This window comes from Pseudomonas aestuarii (genome assembly GCF_027988105.1).
In the GTDB taxonomy this organism is placed as follows: domain Bacteria; phylum Pseudomonadota; class Gammaproteobacteria; order Pseudomonadales; family Pseudomonadaceae; genus Aquipseudomonas; species Aquipseudomonas aestuarii.
Map to the genome: position 1 here is coordinate 58,323 of NZ_JAQJZJ010000004.1, position 18,114 is coordinate 76,436.

Consider the following 18,114-nt stretch of genomic DNA (forward strand, 5'->3'; position numbering starts at 1 on the left):
GTAACCTGCTACACATCCATTGGTTGCCCGCGCATGGGCGCCCCTGTCAGGGAGATGCACGATGCTGACCCTGCTCAATCTGCTTTCTGCTGTTGCCCTGCTGATCTGGGGAACCCATATCGTCCGTACCGGCATCCTGCGCGTGTACGGCTCGCAGCTACGCAAGGTCCTCAGCCACAACGTCAGTAAACGGCCCCTGGCGTTTGCCGCCGGGATCGGCGTCACCGCCCTGGTACAGAGCAGCAACGCCACCGCGCTGCTGGTCACCTCCTTCGTCGGCCAGGGCTTGATGGCGCTGACACCCGCCCTGGCGATCATGCTCGGCGCCGACGTCGGCACGGCGCTGATGGCACGGGTACTGACCTTCGACCTGAGCTGGTTGTCGCCGCTGCTGATTTTCCTCGGGGTGATCTTCTTCCTCTCGCGCCGGCAAACCCGCGCCGGCCAGCTGGGCCGCGTGGGCATCGGCCTGGGCCTGATGCTCCTGGCGCTGGAGCTGATCGTCGTCGCCGCCACACCGATCACCCAGGCCCACGGAATCAAGGTGCTGTTCGCCTCATTGACCGGCGACCTGCTGCTGGATGCCCTGATCGGCGCCCTGTTCGCCCTGATTTCCTACTCCAGCCTGGCAGCCGTGCTGCTCACCGCGACCCTGGCCGGCGCCGGCTTGATCAGCCTGCCGGTGGCCATTGGCCTGGTGATCGGCGCCAATATCGGCAGCGGCCTGCTGGCCTTCCTGACGTCCAGCCTGCAGACCCCGGCGGGACGCCGGGTGGCGCTCGGCAGTCTGCTGTACAAGCTGATTGGCCTGGTTCTGGTAATCCCCCTGCTCACCCCCCTGGTGAGCTGGCTGGACAGCCTGAACTGGCGCCCGGCCGAGCTGGTCATCGGCTTCCACCTGCTCTACAACAGCCTGCGCTGCGTGCTCATGCTGCCCAGCGTCGGGCCGATGGCGCGCTTCTGCAACTGGCTGCTGCCGGATCGCGCCGACACCGGCGGCGTCGCCCGCCCGCGCCATCTCGACCCCACGGCCCTGGCCACACCGAGCCTGGCGCTGGCCAATGCGGTGCGCGAAACCCTGCGCATCGGCGACCTGATCGAGACCATGCTCAACCACCTGCTGGAAGTCCTGCGCAGCAACCAGCCGGCGCTGAGCAAGGAGTTGCGCCGCCTGGATGACGATGTCGACGCCCTCTATAGCGCGGTCAAGCTGTACCTGGCCCAGGTGCCGCGTGAGGCACTCAGCGATCAGGACAGCCGGCGCTGGGCGGAAATTCTCGAGTGGGCAGTCAACCTGGAACAGGCCGGCAACATCATCGAACGCATGCTCGGCAAGGTGCAGGACGAAAAAACCGCGCAACGCCATGCCTTCTCCGACAGCGGCCTGGAAGAACTGACCGGCCTGCACGCCCAGCTGATGGCCAACCTGCGCCTGGGACTCAACGTGTTTCTCTCCGGCGACGCCGAGAGCGCCCGCCAACTGCTCCACGAGAAACGCCGCTTCCGCGTCCAGGAACGCCGCCTGGCCCACGCCCACGTCGGCCGCCTGCATCGCCAGGTGGTGCAAAGCATCGAAACCAGTTCGCTGCACATGGAGCTGATCGGCGACATGAAACGCCTCAACTCGCTGTTCTGCAGCAGCGCCTATGCGGTGCTGGAAAGCCGAGAGACCGGCGCACTGCACGCGGAAGAAGTGGGGGGTGAGTAGCCGATAAGCAAAGGCGGTCACGGCGGTCTTAGGCTCTGGGTAATCCCCCTGAAATCAGTCGGTGTACGCAACATGCAGGGCCATCAAGCAGGGGGCCGTCGCTGGATCCATGCTCGACGATGGTCGAGCCGGTGATGATATAGCGCATGCCCATGCCGCCGCCGACCACCGGCTGCTGTGCGTCGAGGGTGCCAGCCTGCATGGCCGCGACGATCATGAGCGGCCTATTGCGCAGCCAGTTCGGCCTCACGCTCGGCGATGGCTCGCTCCAGTTCGGGTGAGCGTTTGGCCCATTGCGCGGGCGGCAGGGGTTTGGACCATTCGACGACTTCGGGGGCGGTGAGGTCGGGGAGATTGGCGAGTTTTTTGGTCAGCAGAACGACAATCCAAGGTGCGCCAAAAATAGTCAGCCCGGTGAGGGTTGAAAAAGCGGCACCGTATTCTTTGGCTTTCAGCTCATCGAACAGTTGGCCGAAAAGCCCCCACCAAACGCCGAGGTATCCCTGTTGCTCCACTTTGCTACTTCTTTCTGCATGGGAGCTATCAGGTACTGCATCTGGCCCCACCTCCATAAAGCTGCGAATACACTCCCACTGCGCCATAGAGGAAATACCGCCGCCGGGATTGACCATCAGCACCCAGCCCTTCTTGTCGGGGCCGTAGGTTTCATGCTCCTGGCCCTTGAGCGGAAACCACAGCAGCAGGCTGCCATGCTTGGTCGCGCCATAGGTGCCCAGGTTGGTGACGCTGGGGGCTATGGCATATACGCGCTCCCAGGGCACGAACCAGTAGCTGCTGTCCGGTTCGGTAATGCAGACTTCGCGGCGCTGGCGGTTGAAGCGAATCGGCGGCGTCAGTGGATTGCGCCACTGTTTGATAAAGAAGTACCAGAGGGGCACCATTACCCCCCCCCCTGTAACTCCCAAAATCGCTAGGCTTAACCAATAATCTCCTGTTAAAGCTATCCCAACAGCTATTCCTGCAAACATCACGGTCAGGCAATGCAGTGTCAGCCAACCGGCCGCCATGGCGAAACTGCCGATATCCAGATAAACCTCGTTCTTGCGCCAGATGATATTCATCAGATCGCTAGCGGGCTGTCCGGTGGGAATGGGCATAGGGGCCAGGTGCTCCTGTTTCCAGAGCAAGCCCTGTTCTACTTCGCCGGCGTGTTCGGTCATATCGCGTCCTTGGGTTGTAGCTGCTCATGGCTGACAGCCACTGAGCTATAGCGGTCACTGATCAGCGGGCCGTCGCTGGAGCCATGCTCGACGATGGTCGAGCCGGTGATGATATAGCGCATGCCCATGCCGCCGCCGACCACCGAATCTCGTGGGCCCAGGGTGCCGGCCTGCATCGCCAGCGGGCTATGGTACAGAACCTGAAGCTGCCAGTAGGTGCAGTCGGCTCGGCGCGGCACTGCACCGGCCAGGCGCAGGCCCATGCCCTGATGGATGGGTAGCCAGTGGCTTGCAAGATTATTCAGCCATTGCTGGGTGCAGTCGGTTGGGGTGTTGAGCTTGTCGAAGGCAATCAGTTTTACATACAGCTGAGTGCGCTCGGAGTCGGCACCGGGCAAAAACAGTTGCAGGCTCTCTGTTTGGCTATCCAGCACGATGTTATTGCCGCTATGGCCAATCTGCCGGCTGACCAACCTGGATTCGGCCAGCAGTTTTGGCTTGAACAGCAGGTCGATCAGGGTTTGCAGTTCCTCGCTCTGGCTGGCGGGGCTGTCGCCCCAGCGCCGTTCGTTACCCCAGCAGCACTGTTCGAGAAAGGCTTGCAGCTCGCTGTCCTTGAAGTAGTTCCAGGCCAGGTACAGGCCCTCGACGATCAGCAGAATCCAGTTCAGCGGCACCAGGCGCAGAGTGAACCATTTGATCGCCTGCTGGGTGGTCCATTGCCCGGTCAGCGCCATATAGGTGGCATGGCCGCCCAGCCCGGTTTGCGCGGCCATCAGACCGAGCACTGCACCATCATGGCCCAGACGTGCCCAATGGTTACTTGTCCAGTAGGCACCGTCTTTCTCCATTTCGGCGGAGAGCTTTGCCAAGTCGGCCACATTGGCAACTACTGCCAGACCGCCGGTTACCGTACCAAACAGCGTCATGATCGGGGCTTTCAAGGATACGTTAGACAGCTTGATATCGAGTCGGACCTCTACTCGCCCAGTTGCTTCCCAAGCCGCGCCCACCACCGCAGAAAAGGCCGCCCCCACCTTGAAGTTCTCGGCCACATGTTCCCGTTTGCGCACATCGTCATTTTGCCGATGCTGATCACGCATATTGAGCTCACGCACGTTGTTCAAGTGCAGCAGCAAGGCGGCGAGGGGGAGCACGCCGCCAAAGGTGTTCAGGCCCCTGATGCCGGTGACGGTCGGTGCCAGGCCTTTTTGCAAAAGCTGGCCGGTTTGCTGGCCCCAGTCCCAGAGCTGTTGTCCGGCACTGCCGCTGAGGATAAAGCCGATTTTGCCGGCCTTGATCGGGGCATCTACGCACAGGCGCATGATCAGCAGCAGGCCTTGCAGTGGCCGGGGAAAGCGCTGGATCAGGTTGGCCGGCACCGCTGCCGTGGCGGAGAGGTGCTCGGCCTGCAAGGCAGTGAAGGCGGCAGACAAGCGTGATACCGCTTTGCTCCAGTCGTCTCCTGCGGGGCCGCCCAGATCACTGAGCCAGGCGAGTTTGTCGCTGGTTACCAGGCTGCCGAGCAGTTGGCCGATGGCGGCCTGATTGGCGCTGGTCAGGGCCGCTTGTACGTTGTTGGCACGGTCCCCCAGGTCCGTCAGCGAAGGGCTGAAGCCACTGGCAAGCAAGCTGAAGGGATACTCCGGTGACGGAGAACGCAGCAGGTTGACGGCCAGCTGGGTCCCCGCGCCGGTGCTGCACAGCTCACTGAGGCTGTTGAGTGACAACTCGCTCAACCAACTGCAATGTGCGCCGTCCTCATAGTCGGCATACCAGAGCGCCTGGCCGTGACGAGCCAGGTAGCTCGACATGTCGCCGTGCAGCACGTTGCGGCGTGCGGCCAGCCACTCCCGGTGCGGTTCGGCGACCCGGGCAATCCACTCCTGCATGCTGGCCAGACGCACTCGCTCGGCAACCTGAGCACCGCTCTTGCTGGCCGTCATGTTGCGCGTTTTTTCGGCCTGGTAGGCCATGACCACGCCCTGGATCTGCCCATGCAGATCCGCCGGAATAATCGGCCTGGTTGGTGCCAGTACCAGCGCCTCGCGCCGATGGATATTGGCTATTCGCCTATCCGCCGCGGCGTGGCCGATCTTGTGCCTCAGGCGCTGATTGACCTCGGTTTCCTCATCCAGCAACGGCTTGAGTTCGTGCTTGGCCTTGAGCAGCGTTTCGCCTTGCTCAGGGGTGAGCTGGATATCGCGGTCCCGGTAGCGGTAATTGAGTAGGTTGCTCAGCTCGGTACCGTCTTCGTTGATCAGGCTATTGATAAAGCCCGCGATCAGGCCTTTATGGGCGTTCTGATGATCCCAGTCTTCCTCGCGCAGGTTGACCAGGCCTTGCTCGCGATTGAGGTCGCGCAACACCCCCAGATCGTCATCCAGGCTGGCAAACACCCCATGCAACGCGCCGGCCTGGCTGCGTGCCTGGTTGAGCCAGGTGTCGGTCGCGGGCACATCCCAGGGCTGGGCGCTCCATTCGCCGGGCGCGTGTTCGGCGGCCTCAGGCTGGCGGGCGGCGGCTTGTTCGCGCTCGTGCAGCCAGGTGCGGGTATGCACATAGGCCTGGATACGCTCTGGGCTGGGATCGTCCATCATTTGCTGGCCGAGGGTGTCCACCCCTTCGCGATAGGCATCGCCATTTTGTGCATAGTCATGGGCAAGCGCCTGGTCACGCACCTCCGGCATCAGCTCGGCCATGACCTGGTCGGAGCTGTCCAGGGTCGGACAGTGGTCGGCCTCCAGGGTGCGCGCGACTTGAGTCAGGCTGATGCGGCGCATGCGGGCGCGGCGTTCGTTCGGTTCGTCGGCGAGGCGCTGGTGGACAGCGGCGGTCAAAGGGATCTCGGTATAAAGCAAGAGGGCGTCGTGCTGCTTGTTCAGCGCGATGCCGACGATGCTGCCGCTGGGCAAGTCGCTGGCGGCGTCATCCAGCCCCTGTTCGAGCAACTGGCCATCGGCGGCTACGGCGAAGCGGCGCAGCGGGCCTTGGTCGTGCCAGAGGTAGAGATAGCCGGGACGCAAACGGCGCAGGGCCATAGGGTGGCTATGGGTTTTGCTCGCCGGCTTGCAGCGGACGTGGTTGGCGGCCAGTTCGGCCAGGGCATAGCGGGCCGGGACGATGAAAACCTCGTCCTGGTGCGCCGGGCAGCTGGCGACGGGGCTGGACAGATCGTCCTTTTCGAATTCCTGTTGCGCGGCCTGGTCGGCCTGGGCCAGGCGCAGCGTTCGATCCTGAGGGCGGGCGGTCATGCGACTGACTCCTTGTCGGTGCGCAGCAACTGGCAATGCAGTTCGGCGATGAGGTTGTCCAGGCGTTGTGCGGGTAGCGGGCCGCGCTGTTCGAGCAGCTGCCGATAAACGTCATGCTCGGGGGCCTGCGGAAAATCTCTGCCCAGCTCGACCAGCAAGCCAGCCCAGCGGGTGACTTCATCGGCCGCACTGTAGCCGTAGCGCGCCGCGCTTTGCCGGCACAGGGCGGCGAATTGCTGCTGGGCGGCAGCATCCATGCCCTGCAGCAATTCGGGATAAAAGCGTTGCAAATGGGTCAGCAGGCGTTGATCGAAGCAGGCGTGCTTGGCCTGGTTCATCTGCTCCAGTTGCGTCTGGGAGAGCCGCAGCCAGGGCGTGTCGTTATAGCGCGCAAATGTCTGCGGCTTGTTCTCGCGCAGCAACTCCAGCTCTGCGCCGGAGTCGGTCGGCAGGCGAATACGCTTCACCGGCCCCATCAACGGGTCACGTTCGTCGGCTTTCAGCACGCCCAGCCATAAAGCCATGATGCGTGGGTCGTGATAGCGGAACAGCGTGGATTGATCGCCGTCCAGGCACACATGAATCAGGCTGCGCAGGTGCTCGAGCAGATCGTCTTCGCCCGCATCGGACTCCAGCCAGATGCCGGCCGTTGCCCGCCATTCTTGGTTGAAAACCTGGGCCAGCTCGCTGTGCGGACGCACCGCCACCAACAGCGGGCCGACTTCGGCCAGCGCCTCATAGGCGCTTTGCTGATAGAGCAGATGCAGCGAGGGTGATTCTTCCAGGCCGTAGATTCGGGCAACCATGCCATCGATCTGCGCACCGTCGAGGAGCAGGTAGCTATGCAATGGCGGTTGGGCCGTCATACCTTGGCCTGCTGGCAGATCTCACAAACAGGTTGGGCGCTGCGCGCCGCCTGTTGCAATGCCTGCTTCTGCGCCTGAATCAGCAACTCCCCAGCCTTGTCCGCATCCGCCACCTTGACCTTACCCGGCCGAATCGGCGCTGCGCCCGAGCCACTCCCCGGCCCACCACCGGAGTTGAATTTGATCACCGGCCCGACCAGGGTGATGCCGCCGGCGTCCAGCTTGATAAAGCTGCCGGCGGCCTTGAAGGTCAGTTCGCTGCCGGCCTCCAGCACCACTTTTTGGCCGCTGGATAGATGAATCTCTGTACCGGCGTTGATGAACTGACCGGTGCCGATCTTGATGTGCTGGTTGTTGCCGACGGTCAGGTGGTCGTTGGCTTTGATTTCGCTTCTGCGGTCGAGGTGGGTGGTGCGGTGTTCTTCGGCTTTGAATTCGCTGTAGCTGTTGGCCTCGACCGTGTCGTGGCGCTGGTTACCGACGCGGATTTTCTGGTCGTGCTCGATGTTCTCGTCCCAGTCACGCTGGGCGTGGATATAGATCTGCTCGGCGCCCTTTTTGTCTTCGATGCGCAGCTCGTTGTAGCCGCCACCGCCGGGACTGCTGAGGGTCTTGAATACCGTGCGGGTCTTGTTCGCCGGCAGGTCGTAGGGCACCACGTGTTCCTTGTGATACAGGCAGCCGGTGACCAGCGGCTGGTCGGGGTCGCCTTCGAGGAAGGTCACCAACACTTCCATGCCGATCCGCGGGATGGCGATGGCGCCGTAGCGGTCGCCGGCCCAGCTGCTGGCGACCCGTAGCCAGCAGCTGGTCTGGTCGTCGGCCTGGCCTTGGCGATCCCAGAAGAATTGCACCTTGATCCGGCCGTATTGGTCGCAATGGATTTCCTCGCCGGCGGGGCCAGTGACCACGGCGCTCTGGCTGCCGAGGATGCGCGGTTTCGGGTGGTCGAGGCTCGGGCGGTAGGGCACCGTCCAGGGGGTGGCGCTGAAGCGGTTGCGATAGCCTTGTTGGAAGTCGCCGTCGGCTTCGCTGTGTTCGGTCACAGACTCTTCCAGCACCTGCGGCTGCTTGCCCTCGTGACGGATTTCGGTCAGCAGCCAGAGGTCGTTCCAGCTGGCGCGCGGATGGTCGGTGAAGGCGAGGAAGTGGCCGCTGACCAATAGCGTCTGGTCACTCTCGCCCTGGGCCAGTTCGAAGTCGTGGCGATGGCGTTCCAGGGCGCGCTGGCTGAGGTGCTTGCCGCGCTCGCGCTCGACGAAGCGGCCGGGGTAGTCGTAGTCCTCGAGGTCCGGGACGAATTCACTCTTGGCCTCGGCCTCCAGCAGTAGCTTGGGCTTTTCGAAGTCGTAGTCGCGGCGGGTCACCCGACTGGTGCGGGTTTCCACGCGCACGCCGAAACGCTTGATCACCGGGTCGTCGGCGACCAGGCCACTGTCCTGCTGGTAAGCGGTGGGCGCGAGTTTGGGAAAGGGCGTCTGGTCGTCGCCAAAGACCAAAATATGGCCCTGTTCGCTGTGCTGAAAGTGGTAGTGAATCCCCTCTTCCTCGCACAGGCGCTGGACGAAGTGCAGGTCGCTTTCGTCGTACTGCACGCAGTACTCGCGCTCGGGGTAAATCGAGCCGAGTTGGAATTGGTAGGCGTTGGCCTGGATGCCGTGCTCTTCGAGCACCTGGCTGATGATCTTCGCCACCGTCAGGTGCTGGAAGATCCGTTGATTGGTGCGGTGCGCCAGGTAGGCCAGCTGCGGGCGCAGGCTGAGGTGGTAGCGGCTCAGGCGCTTGCCGGATTCGCCCTGGGCGACGCGGTAGATCTGCCCGTGGATGCCGTTACCGGCTTGAGACAGACTGAGGAAGGCCGCTTGATGCAGCAGGCTTTCCAGATCGAGGTCGGGACGTTCGCTGACCAGTTCCAGTTCGAACTCGAAAGGCTGGCTGATCGCCTCGCGGCCAGTGAATTCGAGCACCTGCAGATCGTGCGCAAGGCCTTCGATGCTGAGGCTGAAATGGGTCTGGTTGGCAGGGGCGAACATTCGTTGTTCCTCCGTTCCATGAGCCTGGGCTCCGGGAGTTATCGTTCCATGAAAAAGCCAGCCATTTTACGAGCACATCGAGTGGGCAACCGGGCGTATTCGACGTTTATGGCCTGATGCGGAAAACTCAAAAACGCAACGGCCAGGACGATGCCTGGCCGAAGCGGTGCGACGCGAACTCTGCCAGTGCTTAGGCGGAGATCGGGGTACGCCAGTCGTCGGAGCCGGAAGTACCGGAGACTTCGTGAGTCCAGACGATTTTGCGGTAGGTGAAGTAGACGTCTTCCAGGTGAGTGAAGTGCGACATGCCTGGGTCTTGGCAGTTCGGCATACGCGACTGCACGTCGACGATCACGGCATCTTCCAGCTCGATGGTGAAGTAGTGCTCCTGGGTCCCGGTGGAGGAGGTGCGGTACCACTCCAGGCGGCACTTGTTCAGGCGCTCACCGGAGGTCAGCGAGTTGAAGATCAGCGGCGAGGACTTGTCGAAGACCTTGGTGATCATCAGCGGCTTGTGTACGCGCTGGCCAGTCGGCTGACCGGACTGCGGATCGCGCGGGATGATCACCTGGTGACTGAATGCCTGAACCAGGATCTGGTCTTCATGACCTTCCTGAAAGATGTTACCAACCGAATCTTCGGTGAAGGTGCCGGCGGTGATCAGGCCTTGTTTGGTGCCTTCGAGGGACAGATACGCGGGTGTTGGCATGAGTGCTTTCCTTGCCTTGGGTCATGGATCGGAAATGATCCGGAGCCCAGTAGATAGCGATTTGCGTGCCAATTATACTAAACCTATATAAACCAATTAGTTAGCATGACCATAAATACACTATTGGTCATAGTTAGCGGTAAGTCACTGAAAGCTGAGCAATTTATTGCGCAGTGCTGCGCCAGAAGTTGCGCACTTGCCTGCAGGCCTTTAACAGCGCGATCTGCAGGCAAGTACCCACAGGCTTATCCACAATTTACTGCGCAACTAGTTGCGCAGTGGGACGAAGCGCAGGCGAACCCAGCAACGCCGAGGCGCCTCCCAATCAGGTGCCTATCGGCACCTCATTCGGCATCCGCCGCCTTGGCCGGCGACACAGGAGACCCGCCGGTACCGATGGAGACGCATTGTTCCTCGGCCGGTGCCGCGCCGCTCAGGGTGATACCCAGAGCAGCGCCGACAGACCCCAGGCCAGGGAGTTGCCATTCAGGGGCGCACCTTTTCTGCTGGTTGTTAGCCGCGCGAGCTTCATGGGTTGCGGCCGCAAGCGAAATTGGACGGGGCAACACGCCAGCCAAGTGCAAGCCCACGCAATACTGACCCCGGTCAATAGCAGCACCGGCCCGTCGCGCTAGCCTTGATGGCAATTAGCCACTGAGTAATTGCCATGCACCAGACCTGCCTGCTCGTGACCCTGCCCACGCCGCAATGCGCCAACCGTGTCCAGCAACTACTCCATGACCAGGCGCCGGGTTGCGCAGTACTCGGCCAGCCGGGCGACTGCAGTCAAGCTGCCTGTTGTCGCTGGCTACAGGCGCTGCCCCTGCATCAGGCCGGTGAGGTACAAGCCCTGCTGCGCGATGCCGTGGAGGTACTGGAACAGACCCGGCATGCCTTCAAGTCGGCGCAACTGGCGCAACTACGCAAACGGATGATGCGCATGCTGGAAACCTTGTCGGACAATACTGAATAAGGTAAAACCACAACTTTAGTAATGGCTTTCGCCACAGTGAAAGCCAGCTTTGCCGGGCAGGACATAAGGGCCTGCAAGACGGAGCGTCGAGGTTAGTCATTCTTTCGGATGGCTAACCTCGACGCTTTTTTTTGCGGCGAGAAACGCAAGGGACTTTCCATGGGCAACGAACAAGAATTCCAGGAACTGCTCCAACATGTCGGCCTCGAGCGCGAGGAAATCAGCCAGCGCCTGCGCTTTCTCGACTGGAGCGCGGCCGACGTCGAGCAGCTCAGCCGGCACAGTGCTACGCTGCTGCCGGCCCATTCCGATTTCCTCGACCACCTCTATCAGCGCCTCGGTGAATTTCCGGCCACCGCCGCCATCGTCAACGATCCGGCCACCATCACCCGCCTCAAGCACAGCCAGAGCGACTATTACCAGCGCCTGTGGAATGGTCCCTACGACCAGAGCTACGTGCTCAATCGCCTGCGCATCGGCTGGGTGCATCAGAAAATCGGTGTCGACCTCAAGTGGTACCTGGGCGCCTACCGCCTCTATCTGCAGGAGATGCTCGACGGCCTGCTCGGCGAGCACCCGGCCTGCGCCGGCTTCGCCAGCCTGCTGAAGGCGGTGTTCTTCGACATCGGCCTGGCCCTGGACACCTACAGTGCGGCACAGCGCAAGGCCCTGGAGAGCAGCGAGGCACGCTTCGCCCGCGCGCTGCGCGGCGCCAATGACGGGCTCTGGGACTGGCATGTCGATCACGACCAGCTGTACCTCTCCGAGCGCTGGGCGAGCATGCTCGACCTGCACCGCGACCAGCTCGGCAACGGCAGCGCCGGCTGGTTTGCCCGCGTCCACCCGGATGACCTCGGCGGCCTGCGCCGGGCCATAGACGCGCACTTGCAGGGCGGCACGGCATCGCTGCACCACGAGTACCGCATTCGCCGGCAGAGCGGCAGCTATCTCTGGGTGCTGGTGCGCGGGGTTGCCGAGCAGGTGGCTGAGGGCCAGCGGCGCATGGCCGGCTCGCAGACCGACATCAGCCAGCGCCGCGCCGTCCAGGAGCAACTGCAGCATGCCGCCCGCCATGACCCGCTCACCGGCCTGGCCAACCGCGAGCGCCTGAGCGAGCTGCTGAGCCTGGCCCTGCAGCGCCAAGGCCGGGCCGGGGCGCGCGAAGCAGCGCTGTTGTTCATCGACCTGGACCGTTTCAAGCTGATCAACGACAGCCTTGGCCATCACATCGGCGACCATGTACTGGTCGAAGTGGCGCGCCGTCTCGGCCATTGCCTGCGCCCCGGTGATCACCTGATCCGCTTCGGCGGCGACGAGTTCGTGGTCTTGCTCGACGATCTCGCCTGCAGCGCCGACGCCGAGCGGGTGGCGCAACGGATGCTGGACAGCCTGCTGCCGCCCCTGCAAGTGCAGGAGCACCAGTTGATGGTCAGTATCAGCATCGGCATCGCCACGCTGAGCGAGGAAAACGCCGGCCTCGATTCGCTGCAAGCCGCCGACCTAGCCCTGTATCGCGCCAAGGCCGCCGGCAAGGCGCAGTTCGCCCGCTACAGCAGCGAAATGCAGGCCCAGGCCCAGCATCAGCTGGAACTGCAGGGCGCGCTGAGCCGGGCCCTGGCCAGGGATGAGTTCAGCCTGGTCTATCAACCCATCTGCAAGGTGGATCAGGAACAGCCCTCCGTGGTGGCCGTGGAAGCTTTGCTGCGCTGGCAGCACAAGGGCCGAACGGTTTCGCCGCTGGAGTTCATCCCCTGCCTGGAAGAATCCGGAGGGATCCTGGCGGTCGGCGACTGGGTGCTGCGCCAGGCGTGCGCGCAAGTGCGCCACTGGCAGCTGGCCGGCCAGCCCGCTCTGCGCTGCTCGGTCAACCTGTCCAGCCGGCAACTGCAACAGAGCGACTTCGCCGCGCGGGTCGCCGATATCCTGCGCGCCAGCGGCCTGCCGCCGGCCAGCCTGGTGCTGGAGATCACCGAAAGCCAGCTGATGGAAGACAGCGCCCAGACCCTGTCCTGCCTGCGCGAACTGGCCAGCCTGGGTATCCAGCTGGCGCTGGACGATTTCGGCACCGGCTATTCCTCGCTCGGCTACCTCAAGCGCTTCCCGCTGCACATCCTCAAGGTCGACAAGAGCTTTATCAGCGGCCCGTCCGCGAATGGCGACTCGCAGCTGATCAGCCGCGCCATCATCGGCCTGGGCCTGAGCCTTGGCCTGGAGGTGGTGGCCGAGGGCGTGGAGCGCAGCGAACACCTCGACTTCCTGCGCGCCGAAGGCTGTCGCCTGGCCCAGGGCTACTGGTTCAGCCGCCCGCGAGCACCGGCCGAGCTGGAGCGCCTGTTCGGCGGCGAGGACGGCTTCGAAGGCCTCGACGCCCGGCTGCCGCCCCGGCTCGACCCCGCACCTTCACTCCCATAACAATAACGCGCGAGAGAACTGTCCCCCATGAAACTCAATATGCCCGTCAGTGGCCGTGCCATCGCGGTCGACGCCCAAGCCAATATCCTTTCCACCACCGACCTCAAGGGGGCGGTCAGCTACGTCAATCCGGACTTCGTCGCCATCAGTGGTTTCACTGAGGCCGAGTTGCTTGGCCACAACCACAACATCGTGCGCCACCCGGACATGCCGCCGCAGGCATTCGCCGACCTCTGGCGCACGCTCAAGGCGGGACGCTCATGGATGGGCCTGGTGAAGAATCGCTGCAAGAACGGCGACCATTACTGGGTCAGTGCCTATGCGACCCCGGTGCTGCGCAATGGCCAGGTGGTGGAATACCAATCGGTGCGCACCCTGGCATCGGTGCCAGGAGTCGAGCGCGCCGAGGGCCTGTACGGCGAACTGCGCGGCGGACGCACCCCGTCACGGTTACGCGCGCCGCGGCTGAGCCTCGCGCAACGTCTCAGCCTGCTCTGCGCAGCGCCCGGGCTGATCGCCGCCACGCTACTCGGGGTCGGTGGCGCCCTGCCGCTGCTGCCCGCCCTCTGCGGCGCCGCCTTGCTCGCCGGGCTGCTGGCCGGCGTGCTGCACCTTGGCCTGCGGCCGCTGGCGGGCTTGACCGAGCAGGCCCGGGCGATTGCCGACAACCCGCTGAGCCAGCTGGTATATACCGGACGCAACGATTGCTTCGGTCAGATTGCCTTCGCCCTGCACAGCCTGCAGGCCGAAACCGGGGCCGTGGTCGGCCGGATGGCAGACTCCGCCCGGCAGCTGAGTGTCGAAGCCGGGCAGTTGGTCGCCGCGGTGGACAGCAGTAGCCAGGCGACCATGCAGCAACAGGGTGAAACCGATCAGGTCGCCAGCGCCATCGGCCAAATGGCCAGTAGCGTGCAGGAGGTGGCGCGGCACGCACAGCTCAGCGCCAGCGCTGCCGGCGCCGCCGACCTGGAAACCGGCAGCGGTCTCCAGCTGGTCGAACACACCCGGCAGTCGATCGCCGCCCTGGCCAGCGAAGTACAGCAGAGCAGCCAGGTGATCCACCAACTGGAGTTGCACAGCCAGGAAATCAATCGCGCCCTGGAAGTGATCCAGAGCATTGCCGAACAGACCAATCTGCTCGCCCTCAACGCCGCGATCGAAGCCGCGCGGGCCGGCGAGGCCGGTCGTGGTTTCGCCGTGGTCGCCGACGAGGTGCGCGGCCTGGCCTCGCGCACCCAACAGTCCACCGCGGAAATCCACGGCATCATCAGCAACCTGCAGCAGGGCACCGGCAACGCCGTGGCGGCCATGAGCCGCAGCCAGCAACAGGCCGAGGCCAGCGTTGCTCATGCGCTCCAAGCCGCCCAGGCACTCGAAGGCATCAACCAGCGGGTCAGCCAGATCAGCGACATGAACCTGCAGATCGCCGCCGCCGTGGAGCAGCAGAGTGCGGTCGGCGACGATATCCAGCGCAACCTCAGCGGCATCCGTCTGGCCAGCGAGAGCAACGTCGTGGCCAGTAACCAGAGCCGCAGCAGCGCCAACCAGGTCGCGGCTCTGGCCGAGCGCCTGCAGTCCCTGGTCGAGCATTTCTGGGGGCACAAGCGCAATCACTGATGACCGGCAGGCGGCTCTGGATACAAGCTTCGTGCACAAGGAGTATTCTCCGCTATTCGCCGACCTCGACCATTGCCATGAGCCTACCCTTGACCCTAATCGCGCGCTGGAAAACCCAGCTGCTCAGCCTGTTCGCCCTGCTCCAGCGCCACCCCGGGCTGGTGGCCATCTTCGGTTTCGCCTCGGGACTGGCGAGCTTTCTGCTGGTCGAGCGCCAGGCCGAACTGGCCCAGGGGCTGGCCACGGTGATGCTGGTCAGCTGGCTGTGGCTGATCCTGGAAAACACCCTGCGCACGCAGATCGCCCGCTGGTTCGGCTTCGAGTTGCCGCCACCGCTGCTACGCTACGCAACCCAGATGATCCACCAGGAGAGCCTGTTTTTCGTCCTGCCATTCTTCTTCATCACCACCACCTGGAACAGCGGCCAGGCGCTGTTCAGCAGCGTACTGGCGATAGCGGCGCTGGTCTCGATCATCGATCCGCTGTACTACAAGTGGCTGGCGCCACGACGCTGGCTGTTCCTCGCCTATCACACCCTGACCTTGTTCGCGGTCATGCTCACCGCCTTGCCGATCATCCTCAAGCTGACCACCCCGCAGAGCTATCAGCTGGCCTTGGCCACCGCGGTGATCCTCTCGGTTCCCAGCCTGATCGGGATCATCACGGTGCAGCGCTGGTGGCGCGGCGTGCTGCTGATCGGCTTGACCCTGGCGCTGGGGGCGACCGGCTGGCTGGCCCGGTTCTGGGTGCCACCTGCCACCCTGTGGCTGACCGAAGTGGCGGTGAGCCAGGAATTCAACGACCGCAACCGCTCGCCAGGCGCTGGACTCAAGCAGCTCGGTATTGCCCAATTGCGGGCCCAGGGGCTGTATGCCTACACCGCGATCAGTGCGCCGCGCGGCCTGAACGAGCGCATCTACCATGTCTGGCGGCACAACGGCGAGGAAGTCGAGCGTATCGCGCTGGACATTTCCGGCGGGCGCAAGGAAGGCTACCGCGCCTGGACCCACAAGCAGAACTTCCCCAGCGACGCGCTGGGCAACTGGCAGATCCAGGTGCTCACCGAGGCGGGGCAGATGATTGGGGTGTTGCGCTTTCGGGTGCTGGAGTCTGCGGCCGCCCCGGCTGCCGACCTCAGCGGCCAAGCCGAATCACTATCACTCCCTCAGCCGAAGAACCAGTAGCACACGCCGATGGCGGCGAGGATTCCGGCCAGGTCGGCGAACAGCGCACAGGCCACGGCATGCCGGGCACGCTGGATGCCCACCGCACCGAAGTACACTGCCAGTACATAGAAGGTGGTCTCGGTACTGCCCTGCACCGTGGCCGCCAACAAGGCGGGAAAACTGTCCACGCCGAAACTCTGCATGGTCTCGATCAGCATGGCCCGCGCCGCGCTGCCGGAGAACGGCTTCATCAGCGCGGTGGGCAAGGCATCAATGAAGCGGGTGTCCCAGCCCAGCCACTGCCCCACCGCGCGCAAACCATCCAGGCCAAAGTCCAGGGCGCCGGAGGCGCGCAGCACGCCAATCGCGCAGAGCATGGCGACCAGGTAGGGCAACAGGCTCTTGGCCACGTCGAAGCCTTCCTTGGCGCCTTCGATGAAACTCTCGTAGACCGGCACCCGGCGTAGTGCACCGACCAGCAGGAACAGCAGGATCAGGCCGAACAGGGTGAGGTTGCCGAGCAGCGAGGACAGCGCCGCCAGCGCCGTGGCCGAGAGCCCGGCCAGCAGCGCCATGAAGCCACCGAGCAACAGCGCACCGGGAATCAGGTAGGCCAGCACCACGGGATCCCACAGGCGCAGACGCTGCACCAGGGCCACCGCCAGCAGGCCGGCCAGGGTCGAGGCGCTGGTCGCCAGGAGGATCGGCAGGAACACCAAGGTCGGGTCGTCGGCGCCCTGTTGCACCCGGTACATGAAGATCGAGACCGGCAGCAGGGTCAGGGAGGAGGTGTTGAGCACCAGGAAGAGGATCTGCGCGTTGCTCGCCACCACCTGGCTCGGGTTCAGCTCCTGCAGCGCGCGCATGGCTTTGAGGCCGATCGGCGTGGCGGCGTTGTCCAGGCCCAGGCCGTTGGCGGCGAAGTTGAGGGTAATGAAGCCCAGCGCCGGATGGCCGCGCGGCACCTCGGGCATCAGCCGCGCGAACAACGGCCCCAGCGCGCGGCCCAGGAGGTCGACCAGGCCGGCCCTCTCGGCGATGCGCAGAAAGCCCAGCCACAGGGTCAGGGTGCCGAACAGCACCACCATCACCTCGACCGCCAGCTTGGCCATGGCGAACAGGCTTTCGACCATCGCGGCGAACACCGCCGGATCGTCCCCCAGCAACCAGCGCGACAATCCCGCCACTGCCGCCACCACGAAAAATCCCAGCCACAAGCCGTTCAGCATCATCCACCCCCAGTCGATGGGCGGATGATAGCGCGGCTCAAGGTGGCCGCGCCCAGCTTGTGTGCTGACTGGAGACGGCCCTGGCGAGAGATGGCGCCCTGCGAGAGCGCTTCAGCAGGCCCTCAGGCAGCTGCCAGGATCCGGCCACAGACAGCTAGCCAGCGACGTGGACAGCTAGCCTCGTGGACGACGGCCCATGATGAACGACACGATAAACATCACCAGAAACACCACGAAGAGGATCTTCGCAATGCCCGTGGCAGTGCCGGCGATACCACCGAAACCCAATACGGCTGCGACGATGGCGATGATCAGAAAAGTTATGGCCCAGCTCAACATGGCGTTTCTCCTTGGTGCGTGAGGTCTTGCAAAATATGTGTCGAATCTACAGTTGTGCTGCCGCGCGCGGGCATTGCCAACACTTTCCCGGCGCGATCTAACCCGTCGTTGCAGCGCTGCCACGGCATGACATGCTCCTCGGCATGATTGCCCCACAGCCATTGGCCGGCCAGCAGCGTGCCGCCGAACATCACGCCTGACAGGGCCAGCAGAATCGCCAGCAACAAGACCACCGCACAGAGGGCCGTCTTGCTCGCCTGCAGCTGCATGTACATGGCTAGAACACCCAACTGACTTTGCGCGAGGAGTCGCTCCAGGTTGGCGCCAGACTATCGCTGCTGATCTGCTGCATGCCTCGAACCATCACCACTCCACCCGTCGTAGCGGCTATCGGCAGGGCTGGAGCAAGCATCGCCGCAGGAGAGGCTGCCACCTCGGCATCCCGACTCAACACCAAGCCGATCAGCGCCAGCAAAAAGGCGCTGCCGATCAACAAATACTTATCGCTTGATGCGAGATCGAAATGACGGTGGTTCATCCTGAAACTCCTCCCAGTCTTGCCTGGGTTGTCCGGTACCCGGCCGGCATGGATGCGGGCGCTGGGGCTGATAGCTTAACTAGTGCAGC

14 protein-coding genes and 2 pseudogenes are annotated in these 18,114 nt (G+C 63.7%); 6 read left to right on the forward strand and 10 right to left on the reverse strand.

The features are described from left to right. The first annotated feature begins 61 nt into the window (after positions 1 to 61). The gene (locus PH586_RS09805) at positions 62 to 1,708 is read left to right on the forward strand and encodes a Na/Pi cotransporter family protein (protein WP_271347583.1); all 1,647 of its coding nucleotides are present in this window, start codon (positions 62 to 64) and stop codon (positions 1,706 to 1,708) included. A gap of 28 nt (positions 1,709 to 1,736) precedes the next feature. On the opposite strand, the gene PH586_RS09810 is transcribed toward PH586_RS09805, so the two are convergent. The 6 genes from PH586_RS09810 to PH586_RS09835 all read right to left on the reverse strand — a co-directional run bounded on the left by PH586_RS09810 (position 1,737) and on the right by PH586_RS09835 (position 9,751). After that, the gene (locus PH586_RS09810) at positions 1,737 to 1,925 is read right to left on the reverse strand and encodes a hypothetical protein (RefSeq protein WP_271347584.1); all 189 of its coding nucleotides are present in this window, start codon (positions 1,923 to 1,925) and stop codon (positions 1,737 to 1,739) included. Positions 1,926 to 1,932: 7 nt separating this feature from the next. Beyond that, entirely contained in the window at positions 1,933 to 2,889 is a 957-nt protein-coding gene (locus tag PH586_RS09815; RefSeq protein WP_271347585.1) for a hypothetical protein, read from the reverse strand. Further along, the gene (locus tag PH586_RS09820) at positions 2,886 to 6,143 is read right to left on the reverse strand and encodes a toxin VasX (protein WP_271347586.1); all 3,258 of its coding nucleotides are present in this window, start codon (positions 6,141 to 6,143) and stop codon (positions 2,886 to 2,888) included. Before PH586_RS09820 ends, PH586_RS09815 begins: the two co-directional genes overlap by 4 nt. Further along, a complete protein-coding gene (locus PH586_RS09825) occupies positions 6,140 to 7,009 on the reverse strand; it encodes a DUF4123 domain-containing protein (RefSeq protein WP_271347587.1) in 870 nt (289 codons plus the stop codon). The genes PH586_RS09820 and PH586_RS09825 overlap by 4 nt, the downstream gene beginning before the upstream one ends. Continuing rightward, the gene (gene tssI / locus PH586_RS09830; RefSeq protein WP_271347588.1) at positions 7,006 to 9,042 is read right to left on the reverse strand and encodes a type VI secretion system Vgr family protein; all 2,037 of its coding nucleotides are present in this window, start codon (positions 9,040 to 9,042) and stop codon (positions 7,006 to 7,008) included. The genes PH586_RS09825 and tssI overlap by 4 nt, the downstream gene beginning before the upstream one ends. A gap of 190 nt (positions 9,043 to 9,232) precedes the next feature. Then, positions 9,233 to 9,751, reverse strand: coding sequence for an Hcp family type VI secretion system effector (locus tag PH586_RS09835; protein WP_271347589.1), 519 nt, complete (start codon positions 9,749 to 9,751; stop codon positions 9,233 to 9,235). Between the two features lie 667 nt (positions 9,752 to 10,418). On the opposite strand from PH586_RS09835, the gene PH586_RS09840 reads away from it, so the two are divergent. The 5 genes and pseudogenes from PH586_RS09840 (at position 10,419) to PH586_RS09855 (ending at position 15,937) form a co-directional block, all read left to right on the forward strand. Beyond that, entirely contained in the window at positions 10,419 to 10,724 is a 306-nt protein-coding gene (locus PH586_RS09840; RefSeq protein WP_271347590.1) for a hypothetical protein, read from the forward strand. A 159-nt stretch (positions 10,725 to 10,883) separates the two neighbouring features. Next, positions 10,884 to 13,136, forward strand: a complete 2,253-nt coding sequence (locus PH586_RS09845) for an EAL domain-containing protein (protein WP_271347591.1) — start codon at positions 10,884 to 10,886, stop codon at positions 13,134 to 13,136. A gap of 39 nt (positions 13,137 to 13,175) precedes the next feature. Then, positions 13,176 to 13,871, forward strand: a pseudogene (locus PH586_RS23695) (PAS domain-containing protein); the annotation flags it as partial. A 342-nt stretch (positions 13,872 to 14,213) separates the two neighbouring features. After that, positions 14,214 to 14,753, forward strand: a pseudogene (locus PH586_RS23700) (methyl-accepting chemotaxis protein); the annotation flags it as partial. Between the two features lie 89 nt (positions 14,754 to 14,842). Continuing rightward, positions 14,843 to 15,937, forward strand: coding sequence for a DUF5924 family protein (locus PH586_RS09855; RefSeq protein WP_271347593.1), 1,095 nt, complete (start codon positions 14,843 to 14,845; stop codon positions 15,935 to 15,937). Here PH586_RS09855 and PH586_RS09860 read toward each other — a convergent pair. The 4 genes from PH586_RS09860 to PH586_RS09875 form a co-directional block, all read right to left on the reverse strand. Then, positions 15,919 to 17,148, reverse strand: coding sequence for a nucleoside recognition domain-containing protein (locus tag PH586_RS09860; RefSeq protein ID WP_271347956.1), 1,230 nt, complete (start codon positions 17,146 to 17,148; stop codon positions 15,919 to 15,921). The genes PH586_RS09855 and PH586_RS09860 overlap by 19 nt on opposite strands. A 174-nt stretch (positions 17,149 to 17,322) precedes the next feature. Further along, complete coding sequence (locus tag PH586_RS09865) at positions 17,323 to 17,487, reverse strand: DUF1328 domain-containing protein (protein ID WP_013789335.1); 165 nt, start codon at positions 17,485 to 17,487, stop codon at positions 17,323 to 17,325. Further along, the gene (locus PH586_RS09870; RefSeq protein WP_271347594.1) at positions 17,481 to 17,762 is read right to left on the reverse strand and encodes a hypothetical protein; all 282 of its coding nucleotides are present in this window, start codon (positions 17,760 to 17,762) and stop codon (positions 17,481 to 17,483) included. The genes PH586_RS09865 and PH586_RS09870 overlap by 7 nt, the downstream gene beginning before the upstream one ends. Before the next feature lie 2 nt (positions 17,763 to 17,764). Next, entirely contained in the window at positions 17,765 to 18,025 is a 261-nt protein-coding gene (locus PH586_RS09875; protein WP_271347595.1) for a hypothetical protein, read from the reverse strand. Between the last annotated feature and the right edge of the window lie 89 nt (positions 18,026 to 18,114).

Coding starts and splice junctions, on each gene's coding strand:
- PH586_RS09805 (WP_271347583.1), top strand. CDS start 62: ATGCTGACCCTGCTCAATCTGCTTTCTGCTGTTGCCCTGCTGATCTGG.
- PH586_RS09810 (WP_271347584.1), bottom strand. CDS start 1,925: ATGATCGTCGCGGCCATGCAGGCTGGCACCCTCGACGCACAGCAGCCG.
- PH586_RS09815 (WP_271347585.1), bottom strand. CDS start 2,889: ATGACCGAACACGCCGGCGAAGTAGAACAGGGCTTGCTCTGGAAACAG.
- PH586_RS09820 (WP_271347586.1), bottom strand. CDS start 6,143: ATGACCGCCCGCCCTCAGGATCGAACGCTGCGCCTGGCCCAGGCCGAC.
- PH586_RS09825 (WP_271347587.1), bottom strand. CDS start 7,009: ATGACGGCCCAACCGCCATTGCATAGCTACCTGCTCCTCGACGGTGCG.
- tssI (WP_271347588.1), bottom strand. CDS start 9,042: ATGTTCGCCCCTGCCAACCAGACCCATTTCAGCCTCAGCATCGAAGGC.
- PH586_RS09835 (WP_271347589.1), bottom strand. CDS start 9,751: ATGCCAACACCCGCGTATCTGTCCCTCGAAGGCACCAAACAAGGCCTG.
- PH586_RS09840 (WP_271347590.1), top strand. CDS start 10,419: ATGCACCAGACCTGCCTGCTCGTGACCCTGCCCACGCCGCAATGCGCC.
- PH586_RS09845 (WP_271347591.1), top strand. CDS start 10,884: ATGGGCAACGAACAAGAATTCCAGGAACTGCTCCAACATGTCGGCCTC.
- PH586_RS09860 (WP_271347956.1), bottom strand. CDS start 17,148: ATGCTGAACGGCTTGTGGCTGGGATTTTTCGTGGTGGCGGCAGTGGCG.
- PH586_RS09865 (WP_013789335.1), bottom strand. CDS start 17,487: ATGTTGAGCTGGGCCATAACTTTTCTGATCATCGCCATCGTCGCAGCC.
- PH586_RS09870 (WP_271347594.1), bottom strand. CDS start 17,762: ATGTACATGCAGCTGCAGGCGAGCAAGACGGCCCTCTGTGCGGTGGTC.
- PH586_RS09875 (WP_271347595.1), bottom strand. CDS start 18,025: ATGAACCACCGTCATTTCGATCTCGCATCAAGCGATAAGTATTTGTTG.